Below are 16,889 nucleotides of genomic sequence, written 5' to 3'. Positions count from 1 at the left end.
GCGCGGATGCGCTATGCTGCACGGCAGCATACGCTCAGGATGGAAACGCCGGCATGCTCTACCAGTGGCACGAACTGACCCGTAACCTGCTCGCCCCCTGGGTGCACCAGGCCGAAGCCAACGCCAAGATCTTCTCCGATCCCAACAGCCTGTGGTCGACGCTGCCAGGCGCCGAGCGCCTGGCCGCCAGCAACGAGCTGATGCACCGCCTCGGCAAGGACTACGAGAAGCCGGCCTGGGCGCTGGACCATGTCGAGGTCGACGGCCACGCGCTGCCGATCGTCGAACAGGAAGTGCTGCGCAAGCCGTTCTGCCGCCTGCTGCGCTTCAAGCGCTTCAGCGACGACGCCAAGGTCGTGGACGGTCTCAAGAAGCAGCCGGCCGTGTTGGTGGTGGCGCCGCTGTCCGGCCACCACGCCACGCTGCTGCGCGACACCGTGCGCACCTTGCTGCGCGATCACAAGGTCTACGTCACCGACTGGATCGACGCGCGCATGGTGCCGCAGGCCGAAGGCGACTTCGGGCTGGACGACTACGTGCGCTACGTGCAGGACTTCATCCGCCACATCGGCGCCGAGTCGCTGCACGTGATGAGCGTGTGCCAGCCGACCGTGCCGGTGCTGGCCGCGGTGTCGCTGATGGCCGGGCGCGGCGAGACCACGCCGCGTTCGCTGGTGATGATGGGCGGCCCGATCGACGCGCGGCGCAGCCCCACCGAGGTCAACAACCTGGCCACGCGCAATCCGCTGTCCTGGTTCGAGCACAACGTCATCCACACCGTGCCGCCGTCATACCCGGGCCACGGCCGCGAGGTCTATCCGGGCTTCCTGCAGCACATCGGCTTTCTGGCGATGAACCCGAGCCGGCACTTCATGTCGCACTGGGATTTCTACGCCAACCTGGTCAAGGGCGACCTGCAGGACGCCGAGGCGCACCGCCGCTTCTACGACGAGTACAACGCGGTGCTGGACATGCCGGCCACCTACTACCTGGACACCATCCGCGTGGTGTTCCAGGAGTTCCTGCTGCCGCGCGGCGAATGGGTGATCGACGGCGAACGCGTCGATCCGGCCGCGATCCGCGACACCGCGCTGCTCAGCATCGAAGGCGAGCTGGACGACATCTCCGGCCTGGGCCAGACCGCGGCCGCGCAGGACCTGTGCACCGGCATTCCCGCCGCGCGCCGCCAGCACCTGGAAGTGCAAGGCGCCGGTCATTACGGCATCTTCAGCGGCCGCCGCTGGCGCGACATCGTGTATCCGCAAGTGCGCAGCTTCATCGCCGCCAACGCCGCTGCCAGCCGCGCGCCGGCGGCCGGCAACGTCACCCCGCTCAAGCGCCGCGGCAGCCGCAAGGCCGGCTGAGCCGGTAACGTCCGCGGCCGGCAGTCGCCGGCCGCGGCACCTCGTCATTGCCCCGCGCTGTGCACCAGCAGGTGCTTTGCCAGCAGGCCATGCAGCTTGCCGACCGCGCGCGCCAGGTGCAGCGTACCGAACAGCAGCACGATGCCCAGCGCGCTCCACACCGGCAGCAGCCACGGCGCGCTTTCGATGAGGTTCCCGTCGACGAACATCGCATTGAACTGCTGCGGCAGGAAGAACCCCAGCGGCGCCGCCGCGAGCGCCAGCCCAATACTCAGCAGGGTGATGAACACGCTGAAGTAGAAGGTGCCCAGCGGCAGCATCAGCAGGAAGTACAGCATCGTGGTCCAGGTGCGCGCATCGGTGAACATCTGCCCGATGCGCCGCAGCCACGGTTGTTGCGGCGCGCTGTACAACGGCCGCCGCGGCATGCGCTCGCCCAGCAGCACTTCCACGATGCGCCCTTCCACCAGCGACAGCACGCGCACCGAGCCGAAGAACAGCACCAGCAGCGGCACGCCGACGATCAGGATCAGCATGCCCGCCGACACGCTGATGCCGGTGACCAGCCAGGTGAAGTAGAAGATGCCGGTGACCAGCGACAGCAGCATGTAGAACAGGCTGCCGTAGGCGCGCGGGTCGGCGACAACGCCGAAGAAGCGACCGGAAAGCGAGCGGCGCTTGGGAAGCGTCGGCGGGCGCAGTGCACGGTTCACCGTCACTTCGGTCTCACGGTAGATCTCGGCCACCTCATCCGGCGCACCGTAGCTGCCGGCCACACCGGCGATGACCTCGGCCTCGCTCTTGCCCGGCTGCTCGGCCAGCTCCGAACGCAGGTATTCCTCCGCGTCGTACAGCGCGTCCTGGACCAGCGCCGGGTCGGCGCCGGCCAGCGCCGCGCGCAGTTGCGCCAGGTAGTCGGGAATGGTGGTCGGCAAGGGCCGCGGTGCGGTGTGTGCGCTGCTCATTCTGAAATCCCCTTCAGCACGGAATCGACGGAATCGCGGGTGGCGCGCCACGCCGCGGCCCATTGCCGCAGCGTGGCCAGGCCCGCCGCGGTGATGTGGTAGTAACGCCGCGGCGGCCCGGCCACCGACGGCTCGACATGGCTGGACAGCAGGCCAGCCGCCTCCAGGTTGCGCAGCACCGGGTACAGCGCGCTCTGCTTGCCGCTGAGCACGCCCTCGCCCACCTGCTCCAGGCGCTTGGCGATCAGGTAGCCGTACAGCGGCGCCTCGGCCGCGGCCAGCACCGCCAGCAGAGCCAGCGACACCGTGCCGGCGCTCAGCTCCTTCTGGAACTTCTTCAGTTGTGCATCCGGCTCGACCATGGCGCCCTCGCTAGGTTGAGGTAGATACTAGTACCGAGTTCGACATAGTCCCTGTGCCGTTGGTCATGCCTGCCTCGCCTGCCCGCCACCGGTGCGACAAACGATTCGACAACACCGCGCTGACTACACTGGGAAGACTTCTTTCTCGCATGCCATCCAGGAGGTCACGCATGAGTTCGACGCCCGCCACCCCACAGCCCGGGCAGGCCACCGACGCCAGCTTCGCCGGATCCGGCAATCAGTTCTCGGTCGGCGGGGTCAAGCGCGACCCGGCGGCCGGCTCGGGTTCGCTCGAGTACAGCCGCACGGCCGCAGAGGCCAAGTACGGCCCGCTGGAATACGCGGTGGTGCATACCGGCAAGGTCGGCGCCGGCCGCAAGGAGGAAGACGGCAAGACCACGTTCAACGTCGAGATGGAGTTCACCCAGGGCCATCGCATCCAGGGCGACTTCAAGGCCGGGCGCCTGGCGGCCGACGGCAGCCTGACCCAGGCCACCGGCGAGCGCGGCCGCTACGAGGTCAGGCTGCCCGGCGCGGCCACGGCCGACGCCGCCGCGCGGGTGAATCCCTTCGATCCCACGACCATCCCGGAAGGCGGCCGCGTCAGGCTCGATGGCCAGGTATTCGCCAAGACCTCGATGGAGGCCGCGTTCCGCGGCTTCGCCACGTCCAGCGAGCGCACCGACGCGGCCGGCATGAGCTCTGCGGTGGAGCGCCTGGACGCCGACCGCGTCCGCGTCGCGGTCGGCCCGACCCAGGCGGTGGAGCGCCTGGAGGCGGTGGGGCTGAAGACCGACATCGCCCAGGCCATGCTCGGCCGGCAGGACGCGCTGGGTCAGGCGACCATGCACACGGCCACCTTCGACCTGCGCGAGCCGCAGGCCCAGGCCGCCTATCGCGCGTTCCTGGCCAGCGGCCGACTCGCCGCCGACGCGCCCGGCGTCGGCGACGTGCAGAAGGTCGAAAGCCTGACCATGAGTTCGGAGACCCGCGCCCAGCTCGGCCTGGGTCCGTTCAAGGCCGAACTGGGCGGCCAGCGCAACAGCGGCGAGAACGTGCGCACCACCTATGCCGATGGCAGTTCCAGCGTGGTCGGCAAGGTGCAGTACGCCGGCAACGTGCCGATGACCCTGACCCGTCAGTTCGATCCGGCGGGCAAGGAGCGCGTGGACGAGCGCAGCTACCAGTTCACCTTCGACAAGGTCGACCACAACCAGGCGCAGCTGCTCAACGCCGCGCTGACCGGCAAGGACACCGCCTCGGCCGATACGCCGATCGCGGCCGGCCAGAACGCCACCCTGCGCTTCTCCGAACAGCAGATGGACGCGCTGCGCCAGCAGTACCAGCGTGCCGCCCAGGCCAGTCCGATGACCGCGCACGAGGCCGCCCAGTATGAAAAACAGAGTCCGCAGGACTTCGCGATCGGCCTGGCGCGAAACCTGGGCAATTCCCAGTACGGCCTGAGCGAGCGCCTGTTTCGCGTAGCCAGCAGCGCCGGCGGCACGCCGGGCGGCGACCTGGTGCGCATCGACGCGCAGGTCGAGCGCGCCGACCAGCCATCACCGTCGGCGCCCGCGCGCTCCGCCCCGAGCACCGGCGCTGCGTCCGAGGTACGTGCCGCCGCCGATCCGCAGCAGCAGGCGATGCAGCAGGCGATCGCGAGCAAGCTCAGCCCCTACGATGCCAACGTCGCCGGCAGCCTGCTGCTGGCGGCACGGCGCGACGGCCTGACCCAGGTCGACCACGTCCTGCGCAACGACAACGGACGCGTGTTCGCGGTGCAGGGCGATCCCATGTCCGGCGACAAGCGGGTGGCCTACGTGGACGCCGCGCAGGCCGCGACCATCCCGGCCGCCGAAAGCGCCAGGCAACTGGCCGCGCTGCCGCCGGCCCCAAGCCAGGCGCCGGTGCAGGAGGCGCAGGAACCGCAGCGGCGCGCGCTGTCGTAGGCGGCACTGCCGGCGGCACGGCGGTCGCGCCATGCCGCCGGCGCATTGGCAGCGGCCGCCGCTTCGGTGAGAATCGAGCGCTCACCGACCGGGCCGCCCTCATGCCGCTGCGCACTTCCCTGCTCGCCCTCGCGTTGTCGCTGTCCACCTTCGCCGCATCGGCAGGGGCGCCGCCGCCGGCCGTGCCGTACCGCAGCCCGCAACAGATCCTGGACGCCTCCAAGCCCAGCGACTGGCGCACCCTGGATCCGGCGAACACGCTCTACCTGGAACTGGAGACCGGCCGCGTCGTCATCGAGCTGGCGCCGGCGTTCGCGCCGCAGCACGTCGGCAACATCCGCACCCTCGCCCACGAGCACTTCTGGGACGGCCTGAGCATCTACCGCTCGCAGGACAATTTCGTGGTGCAGTTCGGCGACCCCGACGGCGAGGAGCCGGGCAAGGCCAAGTCGCTGGGCAGCGCCAAGACGCATCTGCCGGCCGAATTCCAGCGCCCCGCCGCGGGCCTGGCGTTCCAGCCCCTGCCCGACCGCGATGGCTGGGCGCCGCAGGTGGGCTTCGTCGACGGCTTCCCGGTGGCGCGCGATCCCAAGGCCGGCACCGCCTGGCTGGCGCACTGCTACGGCACGCTCGGCGCCGGCCGCAACAACGATGAGGACAGCAGCATCGGCGCCGAACTGTACGTGGTCACCGGACAGTCGCCACGGCAACTGGACCGCAACATCACCGTGGTCGGCCGCGTGGTCAAGGGCATGGAACTGCTCAGCGTGATCCCGCGCGGGCCGGACCCGATGGGCTTCTACGAAAAACCCGAGCAGCGCACGCCGATCCGCGCGATCCGCCTGGCCAGCGACGTGCCGGAAGCCGAACGTACCCCGCTGCAAGTGTTGCGCACCGATACCCGCACCTTCCGCGAAGTCGCCGAAGCGCGGCGCAACCGCCGCGACGCGTTCTACAAGCGCCCGGCCGGGCACATCGACCTGTGCAACGTGCCGCTGCCAGTGCGCACGCCGCCGCAATAGCGCATTCCGCGCGACACTGCGCGCTCAGGCGCCGCCGCCAGCGCGCCGTTGCGGCTGCTGCGCGTGCAGGAAGCGGGTGAACAGTTCGCGCGGCTGCTCCACGTCGCACTCGGTCAGCAGCATGGCGATGTTGCCGCGGTGGAAGGCGCCGTGCGCGAGCACGTGGAACAGCATTTCCTGCCGGCTCATGCTGCCGGCGTCGCCATCGGTGAAGCGGAACGCGAGCGTCTGCTGCATGGCGGGCGCGTCGAGCCGGGCGACGTAGTCGGCATACCATCGGTCCGATTCGGTCACGGCCGCGCCCAGCGCCACCAGTTCCGGCGTCTGCGGCGTGTTGCTCGCGGTGAACGCATGCGTGCCGCCCTGCAGATGCGCGGCGAAGATCCGGTCCACCACGTAGGTGTGGTTCAACAGCCGGATCGCGCGCTCGCGCTGCGCCGGAAACGCATCGCCGTCGATCTGCGCCAGCGCCTGCAGCAGTTCGGCGTTGGCCCAGGCCTTGAAGGCGAACTGCGATGCGAGCAGGGAATCGGTCATTGCGTTGTTCTCCAAGCCAAAGGCGTGCGCCACACGGCGATTAGGGCGCGCCGGTGCGCCGCCAGTTCGGGCATCTTCGCGCACGTTGCCGCGGCGCTGCTACCGCGCGCGCTGGCTGAAGGCGACGCTGCCCAGGATCAGCATGCCGGCCAGCAACATGGTCCAGGTCAGCGGTTCGCCGAGCAGCGCCCAGGCCAGCAGCGCGCCGAACACCGGCACCAGATAGGTCACCGTCGACGCGCGCGCCGGGCCGATGCGCTGGATCAACCGGTAGTACAACAGGAACGCCAGCCCGGTGCACAGCACGCCCAGACCGCCGGCGCAGGCCCAGGCGACGGCCGGCACCGGGGCGGCCGGCCAATGCGTCCAGGCCAGCGGCGCCAGCAGCAAGGCGCTGCAACCCAGGGTGGACGCGGCGGAAGCGGCCGGCGGCAGATCGCTCATGTGCCGCTTCACCAGGCTATAGCCGATGCCGTACAGCAGCGAAGCGGTGGTGCCGGCCAGCGCGGCGGGTCCCACGCTGATGCCGGCCGACTTACCGGTGGCGAGCACCACGATGCCGGCGAAGCCGATCAACAGTGCCAACGCGCGGCGCGTGCCGATCTTCTCGCCGAAGAACAGGAACGCGATCAATGCGGTGAACAGCACGGTCATCGCGTTGCAGATCGCGCCGATCGCCGCCGGCGCATGTTGCGCGCCCCAGGCGAACAGCAGGAACGGCAGCGCGGAGTTGAGCAAGCCGATCCCCGCCAATGTCGGCCAGCGCCGCAGCGGGAAGCGCGCCCGCGCCAGCCACAGGAACGGCAGCAGCACCGCCGCGCCCAGCGCCAGGCGCAGTTCCACCAGCGCATAGGCGCCGAACTGCGGCGCGGCCACGCGCATGAACAGGAACGAGCAGCCCCAGACGACGCCAAGGAAACCCAGTTCCAGCGGCGTACGCCAGTCGCGCGTGGCAACGCCGTCGGATGCGGATGCAGCAGCAGCGGAGGCGATGGCCGGCTGCAGAGAGGTATCGGAAGTAGGCATGGAGGAGGCTCGTGGTCGACCGGGAACGCGCCGCAGCGATCGTGCGACGCCGGCATCCGCGGCCGGCTGCGGGTGCCGAGCGGCGCCTTCGCGCCGACCCCGCCTCGCCGCTGCGCGCCGCGCATGTCGCGTTCGGCTGCCAGCATCATCCTGCGCCACGGGGCCGACAAGCGCGTAGTATCGTCGCGAGCCACAAATCTGCCGCGTGTCTGCTCATGCAACTGCGCCCGTCCCTGCTGCCCGCGCTTGGCGTGTTCGCCGCCGCGGCCCGCCACCAGAACTTCGCCCATGCCGCGGAGGAACTGCACCTCACCGCCAGTGCGGTCAGCCACCATGTGCGGCGCCTGGAAGCCCTGCTTGGCGCCACGCTGTTCCAGCGCCACGCGCGCGGGGTCAAGCTGACCGCCGAAGGCCGGCAACTCGCCGATGCCGCCAGCGCGGCGCTGGCCGACATCGCCGCGGTGGCCGGCAACCTGCATCCGCAGGCCGACACCGCGCCGCTGCGCCTCACCACGCTGCGCTCGCTCTCGTACTGCTGGCTGCTGCCGCGCCTGCCGCGGTTCTGCCAGGCCTACCCGCACGTACGCCTGGAGATCCAGACCGACTCCGCGTTCTCGCGCTTCGAAGACGGCGGGCCGGAACTCGGCATCCGCTACGGCCAGGGCGACTGGCCGGGACTGACCTCGCACCACCTGATGGACGACGAACTGTTCCCGGTGGCCTCGCCGGCCCTGCCGCAACTGGCGACGCTGCGCCGGCCCGAGCAGATCGCGCAGTTGCCGCTGCTCACCGACATGTCGCCGCAGGGCTGGCGCGACTGGTTCCGCGCCGCCGGCGTGCGCGGCGTGGCGCTGCCGCCGATGCACACCTTCAACGACAGCACCGATGCGATGCGCGCGGCGGTGTACGGCGTGGGCGCGGTGCTGGCGCGCAAGCACATCGCCCAGCCCTACCTGCAACGCTACGAGCTGGTGCGCCTGCCCGGCCCGGCGCTGACCGCGCGCTATTCCTACTACATCGTGCATCCGACCCACCGCCTGCTCAGCCCGGCCGCCAGCCACTTCGTCGACTGGCTCAAGCGCGAGGCGCTGGACGAGCGCACGCCGATGCCGGCGCTGCCGGCGGAACTGCTGGGGTTGCCGCCGAAGGCGGGTTAGCTCGCCTGGCCGCGCGTGTTCGCAGGCGCGGCATCGACCACGACCGATGCCGTGCGTGCGCAGTGCGTGTGCAGTGAGGTGGTGGCGCGACCGAGATCTTGCGTCTCACGGCGGATCGCGTCGGGACTGAAGTCCCTCCCACAGAGAGCGGAAGCCCCTCTCCCATCGAGAGAGGGGTTGGGGTGGGTCCGACGCACAAGCGACTCGCGGAATCCGGATGGACGAGGCTGCGCCCATCCCCTCGCCCGCGCCTGCGCTGCACCTTCCCCCGAAAAGCGGGCCATGATCCCGATGAGGAAAGGACACGCCGTCGCCTCTCTTCGATCGGGACAGCGGGTCAAGGTGAGGTTCCAGCCGTCTCAACGGCCTGCAGCGCACGCCCGCCCGACTGCGAATGCGGCAACGGCCGAATGCGCACGCGGTGCGCGCAAATGTCCACATCCCGATACAGCATCGAACGTCCGTTGCGAAAGGTGAAGCGAAGATCGTAGCGGCAGGCATGACCGGCGAGCGGAAAGGTCGCTGCGTCGCCGCCGCCCCGCAACGGCGCGTGGAGCGCGACCTCGCGGAACTGTTCACTGCCTGGTGCAGCGACGGCCAGCGACGTCAGCGCGTCGTAGGCGCGGTTGCTCAGTTCCAGATAGCGCACCGGCTCGGCCGCGGCAGCCGGTGCGGTCGCAACGGACAGGGCAAGAGTCAAGGCAAGGACGCGGATCGAGGGCATGACGGATCTCCGATGGAAGGATGCGCCAGCCACGCGGGGTGGATTCCGCTGTGCTGGCCTGCCCATCAGGCCGGGTGATCGTGCGGCTGCAAATCGATTCGGGACGAATCGTCGTTCTCGCGCTCCCAATCGTAGTGGGCGCGCGCCGGCGCTTTCCACGGCGTGTCGCTGCGCCTAGGATGCGCCCGTCACCCCTCGACCACCTCTGGATGAACGTCCGACTCGGCAATACCGAAATGAGCCTGGGGCGCTATATCGCGCTGTGGACGCTGGTGGCCATGGTGTTCATGCTCCAGAACATCGTCAACAACGGTGCGATTGCCAGCAGATGGCCTTTGGAGGTGCTCATCCGATGGTCGCTGATCCAGTGGTACAGCTGGGCCCTCCTGGCACCCACCGTCTTCCGGCTCGCCGAACGCTTTCCTGTCCGTGGCGCTCAGCGCTTCCACGGGCTTGGCGCGCAGGCAGTCGCAAGCCTGTGCGTGACGTTTGCCGCGATGGTCATCGGCGCGCTGGCCTCCACCCTGTTCGAGCCCAGTGGTTTCGCTGAACAGCTGGGATATTTCCTGGAGCAGCACTTCGCCATCGGGTTGCTGACCTACTGGACCCTGTTCGCGATCCAGCAAGCGCTGCACTTCCACGCCGAGAAGACCCGGCGCGAAGTGGAAGCCAGCCGTCTGGCCGCCGAGCTCGCGCAGTCGCGCCTGCAGGTGCTGAAGAGCCAGCTGCAACCGCATTTCCTGTTCAACACGCTGCATGCCATCGTCACCCTGCTGGACGAAGACACCGTCGCCGCCGAGGACATGCTGCTGCGGTTGAGCGAACTGCTGCGCGCGTTCCTGGAAGAATACGACGGCCAGGAAATCACCCTGGAACGCGAACTGGCCCTGCTCGACCTGTATCTCGGCATCCAGCGCAAGCGGTACGGCGACCGCCTGAGCGCGAAGATCTATGTCGCCCCCGGCACCCTGCACTGCGCGGTGCCCAGCCTGCTGCTGCAACCCCTGGTGGAGAATGCGATCCGCCATGGCATCGGCCAGCGTGTCGGCAGCGACCGCATCGAGATCGAGAGCCGGCGCGAAGGCGACACGCTGTCCATCGAAGTGCGCAACGGCAACAGCACGCTGGAGGAAAACAGCAAAGCGGGCGGACACGGCATCGGCTTCTCCAATACCCGCCTGCGGCTGCAGGAACTCTACGGCGACAACGCCGACATCCGGCTCGACATGCTCTATCCGCACGGCGTTGCCTGCCGCATCCGGCTGCCGTTCCGCGAGCTGGACGCCGAGGAAGCCCCGGAGCACCTCCCTGCATGAGCGTCACCGCGCTGGTGATCGACGACGAGCCGATCGCACGCCACGCCATCGTGCGGCTGCTGCGCGCCGATCAGGACATCGAACTGCTCGGCGAATGCGGCGATGGCGCCTCTGCGGTGATCGCGATCCGCAGCCAGTCGCCCGACCTGGTGTTCCTGGACATCCAGATGCCGGCGATGACCGGCATGGATGTCGTCGCCACGATCGGTGCGGCCAACATGCCGGCGACGATCTTCGTCACCGCCTACGAGCACTACGCGGTCCGTGCGTTCGAGGCCAACGCGGTGGACTACCTGGTCAAGCCCTTCAGCCGCGAACGCTTCGCCGAGACATTGCAGCGCGCGAAGCGGCGCCTGTCCGCCGGCATCGGCGTTGGCACCTCTTCCGAGGCGCGCATCCTGCAGACCCTGGATGCGTTGCGCCAGCGCGACGACTATCTGCAACGGATTCCGGTGCGCGTCGACGAGGCGGTGGTGCTGGTCGCGGTCGAGGACATCGTCTGGATCAAGGCCAGCCGCAACACGGTGCTGATCCACCTCGCCGACCGCACCCATGAACTGCGCGAGACCATGGCCGCGCTGGCCGCGCGGCTGGACCCGCGCCAATTCGCCCGAGTGCACCGGTCCGCGATCATCAACCTGCGCCGGGTCAGGGCGATCCACCCCTGGTTCAACGGCCACCATGTGGTCACGATGGATACGGGGCAGCAATTGCGCATGAGCCGCTACCAGCACGAAGCCTTCCTGCGGCTGGTGACGACGCGCAAGGACCCTTGAACGAAACGCGGGCACTGCGCCGACCGCCTCGTCCGCCACGACCGCTCTGCTGATGGATGGCGAACGCCATGGAAGGGCACCGAGTCATCGCCATGCCGCCCGCCTGTGCGCGGACCGAAAATCCCCGTCGCGGCCGAGCCGCTTCCACCAGAAGGCAGCGCACGTGGCCCCCACCGCCGCGCCCGACGGCGCTGCCTCGGCACTTGACAGTTGCATGGCGACACGTCATTAATTAACTAATTCGTTAATTAGCTAAACCCCGATGTCCATCGATCGCGTTTTCGAAGCCCTCGCTTCGCGGCCACGCCGCGAGATCCTGGCCTACCTGTCGGCCCAGGAACTTACCGCCGGGGAGATCGCGCAGCGCTTCGCGATGAGCGCGCCGGCGATCTCGCGGCATCTGTCCGTGCTGGAAGCGGCGGGACTGGTGGCGAGCGAGCGCCGCGGCCAGTTCGTGGTCTACCGGCTCACCCCCGACAACCTGGTCAACACCCTCAGCGGTTTCGCCTTCGAGATCTGCCCCAGTGCCGGCCCGCTCAAACGCGAGTCGCGCAGACAGGCCAAGCGCACCGCCTGATCCTTCCGCCACGGCAACAGGAGTCCGCCGATGACCGCCGCACCGCTCAGCGAACACGCCACCGCGCAAACCGGATTTCCCTCGGTGCGCCTGCCCTCCTACAGCGGCGGCTTGCCGGTGGAGGTCATCCTGATCGCCCAGCTCGGCGTGGGTGCCGGCGATCCGTTGATCGCCCAGGCCTGCCTGCGCCAGCGCGCGCATCCGCAGTTCCGCGATGCGCTGGACGAACCCTCGGCGCGTCTGGCCGGCACCGATTTCGGCAATGGCGAGTCGACCGCACTGTATTCGTTCGCGGTCGGCAGCGGCGGCCATCCGTTCCATTGCCATGCCGGGCATCGCATGTTCACCGCGATCACCGGCAGCGGCGGCGCGCTGCTGCGTTTCAGTACCGCCTCGCCAGCGCAACTGCAGGAGGATCCGCAGCATTTCCTCGCCGCGCTGCGCCATGTCGAACTGCCCGCCGACTGCCTGTTCAGCGTGCGCTTCGGCGGCGGCACCTGGCACCAGTTCGCGCCGCTGCGCGCGCAGTCCGGGCATCCGGCGTTCTTCGCCCTGTCCTGCCACAGCGACGAAGCTGGCGGCGCGCTTGCCGAGGACGTGCGCGCGCAGGTCCTGGCCGGCACCGCCGACATCGCCACCCTCACCGAACTGCTTCCGGCCCCGGTCGCGGCGCTGCTCGCATCGCCGCAGACGCAGGCGCTGCCCGTACCGGCGGTGCGGCTGTCGCTGGCGGCGTCGCCAGGCAGCCGGCGCCTGGCCTGGTGCGCCGGCCTGCGCGCCCTCAGCGGACGCCTTCGGCAGCGGCTGGGCGCCTGGCGGCATCCAGCCGGTTTCGCGGCGCTCGCGCCACGCTTGCCGCGTGCACGGGTGACGCGACAGTTGCTGCCCGGCTCGCTGCTCGAACAGCAGCTGCCCGCGCATCATCATCAGGACAGCGTGCGGCTGACGGTGCCGGCGCAGGCGCTGCGGCCACTGGGCGCACACGCACTGATGGCCGCCTTGCTGGACGGCTTCCTGCGGCACCCGCCGCGTACCGTGACCTGGCTGATGCGCCTGCGCAACGTGCTGGTCGCGCCGCTGCGGCTGCGCACCTCGCCGCTGGGCTGCCCGGTGTCCTCGCTGCTGTCGCCGCAGCGCGATCAGTTGTTCGCCGGCCGCTTCCCGGTGCTGGCGCAGGCCTCCACGGCGCAGGCGCGGCGCGTGCAGGTGCTGCTCGGCGCCGACGACCGCCACCTGGTGTTCCGCAGTTGCGTGGGCGTGACGCTGCGCGACGACGGCAGCGCCGAGCTGAGCCTGGAGACGCGTGTGGCCTGCCGCAACCGCTTCGGCCACCTGTACATGGCCCTGATCGCCGCCGCGCACCGCCGCTACATCGCACCGACGCTGCTGCACGCGGCCGCCGAGGCGCTGCTGCTGCCGGTGGCCGAGCATGCCGGGCCGGACGCGGTCGTGCCACTGCGCTGAGCGCGTCATCACCCCGCCTTAGCCGATGCCTGCCTAGCCTGCGCCTTCCCCCCAAGAGGAAGGCACATGCCCCAGCTCCGCATCCGCATCACCGGCAGCGAGGACGACGCCCGCGCCATCATCAACCTGCTGTCGAGCCTGGAAGGCATCGAACACGTCGAGGAAATCGACGACCTGATGCCGCACATGGACGACGACGATTCGAGTTCCGCCGGTCTGCCCGACGATCAGGGACCGGGCACCCACGAAGTGGAAGTGGAAGCCGGCAACGCCGCCACCGCACAGAAGGTGCGCGAAGCGGTGGAAGCGCTGGCGTTCGAGCTGGACGTGATCGTCGAGTTCGAACAGGACGAAGGCTGACGCCGGCCGATGGGACGTTGCGCCGCGTGGCGCCGCGTCCCGGCAGGCCGCATGGCCTGCTTGCGTAGAAGTACGGTCAGCCGCGTCCCCTGGTTCGGGCACGTTGCGGCCATGCGTCGGGATTGAAGCATTCCCACGCTGCCAGCACGCGCATCGTCGATGTACCTGCAGGGGCGGCGTCAGCCGCGACCCGGGATCAATGACCGACCAGACCTGTTCGATGCCACGCCACCCTGCGTGGCATGCGTGCGGCAAGCGCAGCGCCGCCCCACCTCGCTGGCGTATCGCCTGGGGCGCTCCCGCCCGATCCACATCGGACGGGAAAGCCACGTCTCCTAAGCTGCGCGCCGCCGACGTCGACGCCAGGCGATCAGCCGCCACAGCGCATAGCCGAGCAGCACGAACGGCGCCAGGCCGACCACTGCGCGAATCGCCCAGGCGATCGATCCGGCAAAGATTTCGCCACTGTCGCGCAGCGCATCGCCGATGTCGCTGCGGCTACGCTCGGCGGTCGGCGCGGCGAAGGTCAGCGTCACTCGCTGCGTATCCAGGCGTCGGCGCTGCTGCGCGGCTTCCTGGCTGGTGGCGAGCAACTGCGTCTCCACGGCGGCCAGTTTCTCCGACAGCGCGATCATGTCGGCCACGCTGAGATCGCGGCGCTGCTGGAACTCCTGCAGGCGCCGCTGCTCGGCCTGCAGACGCTGGCGCTGCGCATCGTTGTCCTGCACCTCCTGCGCCAGATCCTCGGCATGGGTGGTGCGGCTTTCGATCTGGCCACCCTGGCCTGCTTGCGCGATCAACGGCTCGACCCCGGCCGGCGCGATCCGCACGCTGAGTTCGCCGTGCGGCTGCTCGCCGCCACGCTGTTCGACCTGCAACACCGTGCAGGCCCCGAAACGCGACTGCTGGCACTCCTCCTGGAGTTGTTTGAGCCGCGCGGGGATCTGCGCCGCCGGCAGCGCCACATCGACCTCGTGCTCATAGGCCAGTGTCGCCATGGCGCGATGCTCTTCGCCAGGCGCGCCCGCGGCGAAGGACGCATCTGCCGCCTGCGACGCGGCCTCGGCGGCACTGGCAGCACTGCTGGCAGCATCGGCGGCATAGGGCGGCGCCGCAGCGCTCTCGCCGCCACGGCTGCAGGCAGCAATCGCCGCCATCAACGCCAGGGAAACGCCCCAGCCGCGCCAGCGCCGGCTGCCAGGCCGCGGGCCGCGCCGAGCGCTCGCAGTCTCGGCACGCCCTGCCCCGGCTGCGGCAGGCAGTGCGGCATCGACCGTGGCGATCTCGGAATCGCACACACTGGGGCCGCGATGGCGACGTCCCTTGTCCTGCATTTCGATGCTCCTGAGTGGCGAAAGCGTCAAGGGTAATCCAATGGCAGGGGCGCCGGCAGCACGGCGGGGCTACCCTGGCGGATCGACCCACTCCAGGAACCCCGATGCGCAAGCACCTGCTCGCCGCCGCCCTGCTCGCCGCCCTCGCCGGCTGCCAGAAACCCGCCGATGCGCCCGCCGCCAGCAACGCCGCTCCCGGCCAGGCCGCGGCCGCCACCGATGCCGCCGCCGACGCCAGCTTCGCCGCGCTGTCCAAGCGCGCCGTCGACACCTGGATGCAGCTGTCCCCGGTCGGCGCCACCCAGACCGGCGACCACCGCTACGACAGCGAACTGGACGACCTCAGCGCCGCCGGCCGGCAGAAGAGCCTGGAGGCGAGCAAGCAGCTGCTGGCCGAGCTGGACAAGCTCGACGTGGCCAAGCTCTCGCGCGAGAACCAGGTGGACGCGGCGATCCTGCGCAACCAGTTGCAGTCCGACATCTGGAGCAACGAGGTGGCGCAGGGCTGGGCGACCGACCCGCAGGTCTACAACGGCCTGGCCGGCGGTGCGATCTACGGGCTGATGGCGCGCGAGTTCGCGCCGCTGCCGGAGCGGCTGAAGTCGGCCACCGCGCGCATGGAGAAGATCCCGGCGTTGTTTGCGCAGGCGCGCGCCAACCTCGACCCGGCCCGCGTGTCGGAGATCAGCGCCAGGACCGTGGCCAAGCAGAACCGCGGCATCCTCAGCATCGTCGACAGCTTCATCGTCCCGCACATCCAGGAACTGCCGCAGGCCGACGCGCAACGCCTGCAGGCGGCGATCGAGGGCCTGAAGAAGGCCGTGGCCGAGCAGCAGACCTGGCTGGACCAGACCCTGGTGCCCAACGCCAAGGGCGATTTCCGCCTGGGTGCGGAGAAGTACGACCAGAAGCTGAAGTTCGCGCTCAACTCCTCGCTGTCGCGTGCCGACATCAAGCAGCGCGCCGAAGCCGAGCTCACGCGCGTGCGCCAGGACATGTACGCCATCGCCCGCACCGTGCTCAAGGACAAGCCCGGCGCCCCGGCGCTGGTCGACGCGCCCAGCGACGCGCAGCAGCAGAAGGCGATCGAGGCGGCGCTGGAGCTGGCCTACGCGCAGCATCCGGCGCGCGACAAGGTGGTCGAGGACGCCAAGGCCTCGCTGGCCGATGCCACCGACTTCGTGCGCAAGAAGGATCTGGTGACCCTGCCCGACGCGCCCGTGGACATCATCCTGATGCCCGAGTTCCAGCGCGGCGTGGCGGTGGCGTACTGCGATTCGCCCGGTCCGCTCGACAAGAACCTGAAGACCTTCTATGCGGTGTCGCCGATCCCCGACGACTGGACCGCGCAGCAGGCCGACTCGTTCCTGCGCGAATACAACAGCCGCATGATCCACCTGCTGAGCATCCACGAGGGCGTGCCCGGGCATTACGTGGAAGGCTGGCACTCGGCCAAGTTCCCGTCCACCCTGCGCGGCGTGCTGCGCTCGGGCGTGTTCGCCGAAGGCTGGGCGGTGTACACCGAGCGGATGATGCAGGAGCAGGGCTACCTGGACAACGATCCGCTGTTCCACCTGGTGCAGCTGAAGTTCTATCTGCGCAGCATCGCCAACGCGCTGCTCGACCAGGGCGTGCATGTGGACGGCTGGAGCAAGGAGCAGGCGCTGCACCTGATGGTCCACGACACCTTCCAGCAGCAGAGCGAGGCCGAGGGCAAGTGGGTGCGCGCGCAGCTGACCTCGACCCAGTTGCCGACCTACTTCGTCGGCGTGCAGGAACACCTGGACCTGCGCAAGGCGATGCAGGACAAGCTCGGCGACAAGTTCAACCTCAAGGCCTACCACGACCAGGTGCTGTCCTACGGCGCCCCGCCGGTACGGTTCGTGCGCGAGCTGATGCTGGACGAGCCGATCAAGTAGTGGGGATTGGGGAGTCGGGATTGGGGATTGGCAACGG

The 16,889-nt window shown here is 69.5% G+C and carries 16 protein-coding genes; 10 read left to right on the top strand and 6 right to left on the bottom strand.

Annotated elements, in window-relative coordinates:
- The first annotated feature begins 53 nt into the window (after positions 1–53).
- On the top strand, positions 54–1,364 hold the full coding sequence (gene phaZ / locus GGR64_RS11080; protein ID WP_160969952.1) for a polyhydroxyalkanoate depolymerase: 1,311 nt from the start codon (positions 54–56) through the stop codon (positions 1,362–1,364).
- 44 nt (positions 1,365–1,408) lie between these two features.
- Here phaZ and GGR64_RS11075 read toward each other — a convergent pair whose 3' ends face one another.
- A complete protein-coding gene (locus GGR64_RS11075; protein ID WP_184645806.1) occupies positions 1,409–2,329 on the bottom strand; it encodes a sensor domain-containing protein in 921 nt (306 codons plus the stop codon).
- Positions 2,326–2,691 carry a PadR family transcriptional regulator gene (locus GGR64_RS11070; protein ID WP_184645804.1) on the bottom strand — a complete coding sequence of 122 codons (366 nt, stop codon included), beginning with the start codon at positions 2,689–2,691 and terminating at the stop codon, positions 2,326–2,328. The genes GGR64_RS11075 and GGR64_RS11070 overlap by 4 nt, the downstream gene beginning before the upstream one ends.
- 170 nt (positions 2,692–2,861) lie before the next feature.
- Here GGR64_RS11070 and GGR64_RS11065 point away from each other — a divergent pair, with 170 nt between their 5' ends.
- Positions 2,862–4,640 (top strand): XVIPCD domain-containing protein, encoded by a 1,779-nt coding sequence (locus GGR64_RS11065; RefSeq protein WP_184645802.1) that lies wholly within the window; start codon positions 2,862–2,864, stop codon positions 4,638–4,640.
- Positions 4,641–4,741: 101 nt separating this feature from the next.
- Complete coding sequence (locus GGR64_RS11060; RefSeq protein WP_184645800.1) at positions 4,742–5,662, top strand: peptidylprolyl isomerase; 921 nt, start codon at positions 4,742–4,744, stop codon at positions 5,660–5,662.
- 24 nt (positions 5,663–5,686) lie between these two features.
- On the opposite strand, the gene GGR64_RS11055 is transcribed toward GGR64_RS11060, so the two are convergent.
- A complete protein-coding gene (locus GGR64_RS11055; RefSeq protein WP_184645799.1) occupies positions 5,687–6,199 on the bottom strand; it encodes a DinB family protein in 513 nt (170 codons plus the stop codon).
- Between the two features lie 99 nt (positions 6,200–6,298).
- Positions 6,299–7,225, bottom strand: a complete 927-nt coding sequence (locus GGR64_RS11050) for a DMT family transporter (protein ID WP_184645797.1) — start codon at positions 7,223–7,225, stop codon at positions 6,299–6,301.
- Between the two features lie 215 nt (positions 7,226–7,440).
- On the opposite strand from GGR64_RS11050, the gene GGR64_RS11045 reads away from it, so the two are divergent.
- Entirely contained in the window at positions 7,441–8,382 is a 942-nt protein-coding gene (locus GGR64_RS11045) for a LysR substrate-binding domain-containing protein (protein WP_160969964.1), read from the top strand.
- A 337-nt stretch (positions 8,383–8,719) separates the two neighbouring features.
- Here GGR64_RS11045 and GGR64_RS11040 read toward each other — a convergent pair whose 3' ends face one another.
- A complete protein-coding gene (locus tag GGR64_RS11040; RefSeq protein ID WP_184645795.1) occupies positions 8,720–9,106 on the bottom strand; it encodes a hypothetical protein in 387 nt (128 codons plus the stop codon).
- A 20-nt stretch (positions 9,107–9,126) separates the two neighbouring features.
- Between GGR64_RS11040 and GGR64_RS11035 the strand changes: the two genes are divergently transcribed.
- The 5 genes from GGR64_RS11035 (at position 9,127) to GGR64_RS11015 (ending at position 13,599) form a co-directional block, all read left to right on the top strand.
- The gene (locus tag GGR64_RS11035; protein ID WP_260302986.1) at positions 9,127–10,422 is read left to right on the top strand and encodes a histidine kinase; all 1,296 of its coding nucleotides are present in this window, start codon (positions 9,127–9,129) and stop codon (positions 10,420–10,422) included.
- On the top strand, positions 10,419–11,198 hold the full coding sequence (locus tag GGR64_RS11030; RefSeq protein ID WP_184645793.1) for a LytTR family DNA-binding domain-containing protein: 780 nt from the start codon (positions 10,419–10,421) through the stop codon (positions 11,196–11,198). Before GGR64_RS11035 ends, GGR64_RS11030 begins: the two co-directional genes overlap by 4 nt.
- Before the next feature lie 262 nt (positions 11,199–11,460).
- Entirely contained in the window at positions 11,461–11,775 is a 315-nt protein-coding gene (locus tag GGR64_RS11025; RefSeq protein ID WP_019798027.1) for a metalloregulator ArsR/SmtB family transcription factor, read from the top strand.
- 30 nt (positions 11,776–11,805) lie between these two features.
- Entirely contained in the window at positions 11,806–13,239 is a 1,434-nt protein-coding gene (locus GGR64_RS11020) for a DUF2867 domain-containing protein (RefSeq protein WP_184645791.1), read from the top strand.
- 66 nt (positions 13,240–13,305) lie between these two features.
- Positions 13,306–13,599 carry a hypothetical protein gene (locus GGR64_RS11015; RefSeq protein ID WP_160969972.1) on the top strand — a complete coding sequence of 98 codons (294 nt, stop codon included), beginning with the start codon at positions 13,306–13,308 and terminating at the stop codon, positions 13,597–13,599.
- A gap of 335 nt (positions 13,600–13,934) precedes the next feature.
- Here the strand turns inward: GGR64_RS11015 and GGR64_RS11010 are convergent, their stop codons facing one another.
- Entirely contained in the window at positions 13,935–14,756 is an 822-nt protein-coding gene (locus GGR64_RS11010) for a DUF4349 domain-containing protein (RefSeq protein WP_184645790.1), read from the bottom strand.
- Positions 14,757–15,037: 281 nt separating this feature from the next.
- Here GGR64_RS11010 and GGR64_RS11005 point away from each other — a divergent pair, with 281 nt between their 5' ends.
- The gene (locus GGR64_RS11005) at positions 15,038–16,852 is read left to right on the top strand and encodes a DUF885 domain-containing protein (protein ID WP_184645788.1); all 1,815 of its coding nucleotides are present in this window, start codon (positions 15,038–15,040) and stop codon (positions 16,850–16,852) included.
- The last annotated feature ends 37 nt before the right edge of the window (positions 16,853–16,889 follow it).

Source organism: Xanthomonas sp. 3307 (assembly GCF_014199735.1).
Classification (GTDB): domain Bacteria; phylum Pseudomonadota; class Gammaproteobacteria; order Xanthomonadales; family Xanthomonadaceae; genus Xanthomonas_A; species Xanthomonas_A rydalmerensis.
Note: the sequence above shows the minus strand (reverse complement) of the source record. Positions and strands in the feature narration are given on the sequence as shown.

Excerpts from the sequence above, each read along its gene's own strand:
- phaZ (WP_160969952.1), top strand. The coding sequence starts at position 54 with ATGCTCTACCAGTGGCACGAACTGACCCGTAACCTGCTCGCCCCCTGG.
- GGR64_RS11075 (WP_184645806.1), bottom strand. The coding sequence starts at position 2,329 with ATGAGCAGCGCACACACCGCACCGCGGCCCTTGCCGACCACCATTCCC.
- GGR64_RS11070 (WP_184645804.1), bottom strand. The coding sequence starts at position 2,691 with ATGGTCGAGCCGGATGCACAACTGAAGAAGTTCCAGAAGGAGCTGAGC.
- GGR64_RS11065 (WP_184645802.1), top strand. The coding sequence starts at position 2,862 with ATGAGTTCGACGCCCGCCACCCCACAGCCCGGGCAGGCCACCGACGCC.
- GGR64_RS11060 (WP_184645800.1), top strand. The coding sequence starts at position 4,742 with ATGCCGCTGCGCACTTCCCTGCTCGCCCTCGCGTTGTCGCTGTCCACC.
- GGR64_RS11055 (WP_184645799.1), bottom strand. The coding sequence starts at position 6,199 with ATGACCGATTCCCTGCTCGCATCGCAGTTCGCCTTCAAGGCCTGGGCC.
- GGR64_RS11050 (WP_184645797.1), bottom strand. The coding sequence starts at position 7,225 with ATGCCTACTTCCGATACCTCTCTGCAGCCGGCCATCGCCTCCGCTGCT.
- GGR64_RS11045 (WP_160969964.1), top strand. The coding sequence starts at position 7,441 with ATGCAACTGCGCCCGTCCCTGCTGCCCGCGCTTGGCGTGTTCGCCGCC.
- GGR64_RS11040 (WP_184645795.1), bottom strand. The coding sequence starts at position 9,106 with ATGCCCTCGATCCGCGTCCTTGCCTTGACTCTTGCCCTGTCCGTTGCG.
- GGR64_RS11035 (WP_260302986.1), top strand. The coding sequence starts at position 9,127 with ATGCGCCAGCCACGCGGGGTGGATTCCGCTGTGCTGGCCTGCCCATCA.
- GGR64_RS11030 (WP_184645793.1), top strand. The coding sequence starts at position 10,419 with ATGAGCGTCACCGCGCTGGTGATCGACGACGAGCCGATCGCACGCCAC.
- GGR64_RS11025 (WP_019798027.1), top strand. The coding sequence starts at position 11,461 with ATGTCCATCGATCGCGTTTTCGAAGCCCTCGCTTCGCGGCCACGCCGC.
- GGR64_RS11020 (WP_184645791.1), top strand. The coding sequence starts at position 11,806 with ATGACCGCCGCACCGCTCAGCGAACACGCCACCGCGCAAACCGGATTT.
- GGR64_RS11015 (WP_160969972.1), top strand. The coding sequence starts at position 13,306 with ATGCCCCAGCTCCGCATCCGCATCACCGGCAGCGAGGACGACGCCCGC.
- GGR64_RS11010 (WP_184645790.1), bottom strand. The coding sequence starts at position 14,756 with ATGGCGGCGATTGCTGCCTGCAGCCGTGGCGGCGAGAGCGCTGCGGCG.
- GGR64_RS11005 (WP_184645788.1), top strand. The coding sequence starts at position 15,038 with ATGCGCAAGCACCTGCTCGCCGCCGCCCTGCTCGCCGCCCTCGCCGGC.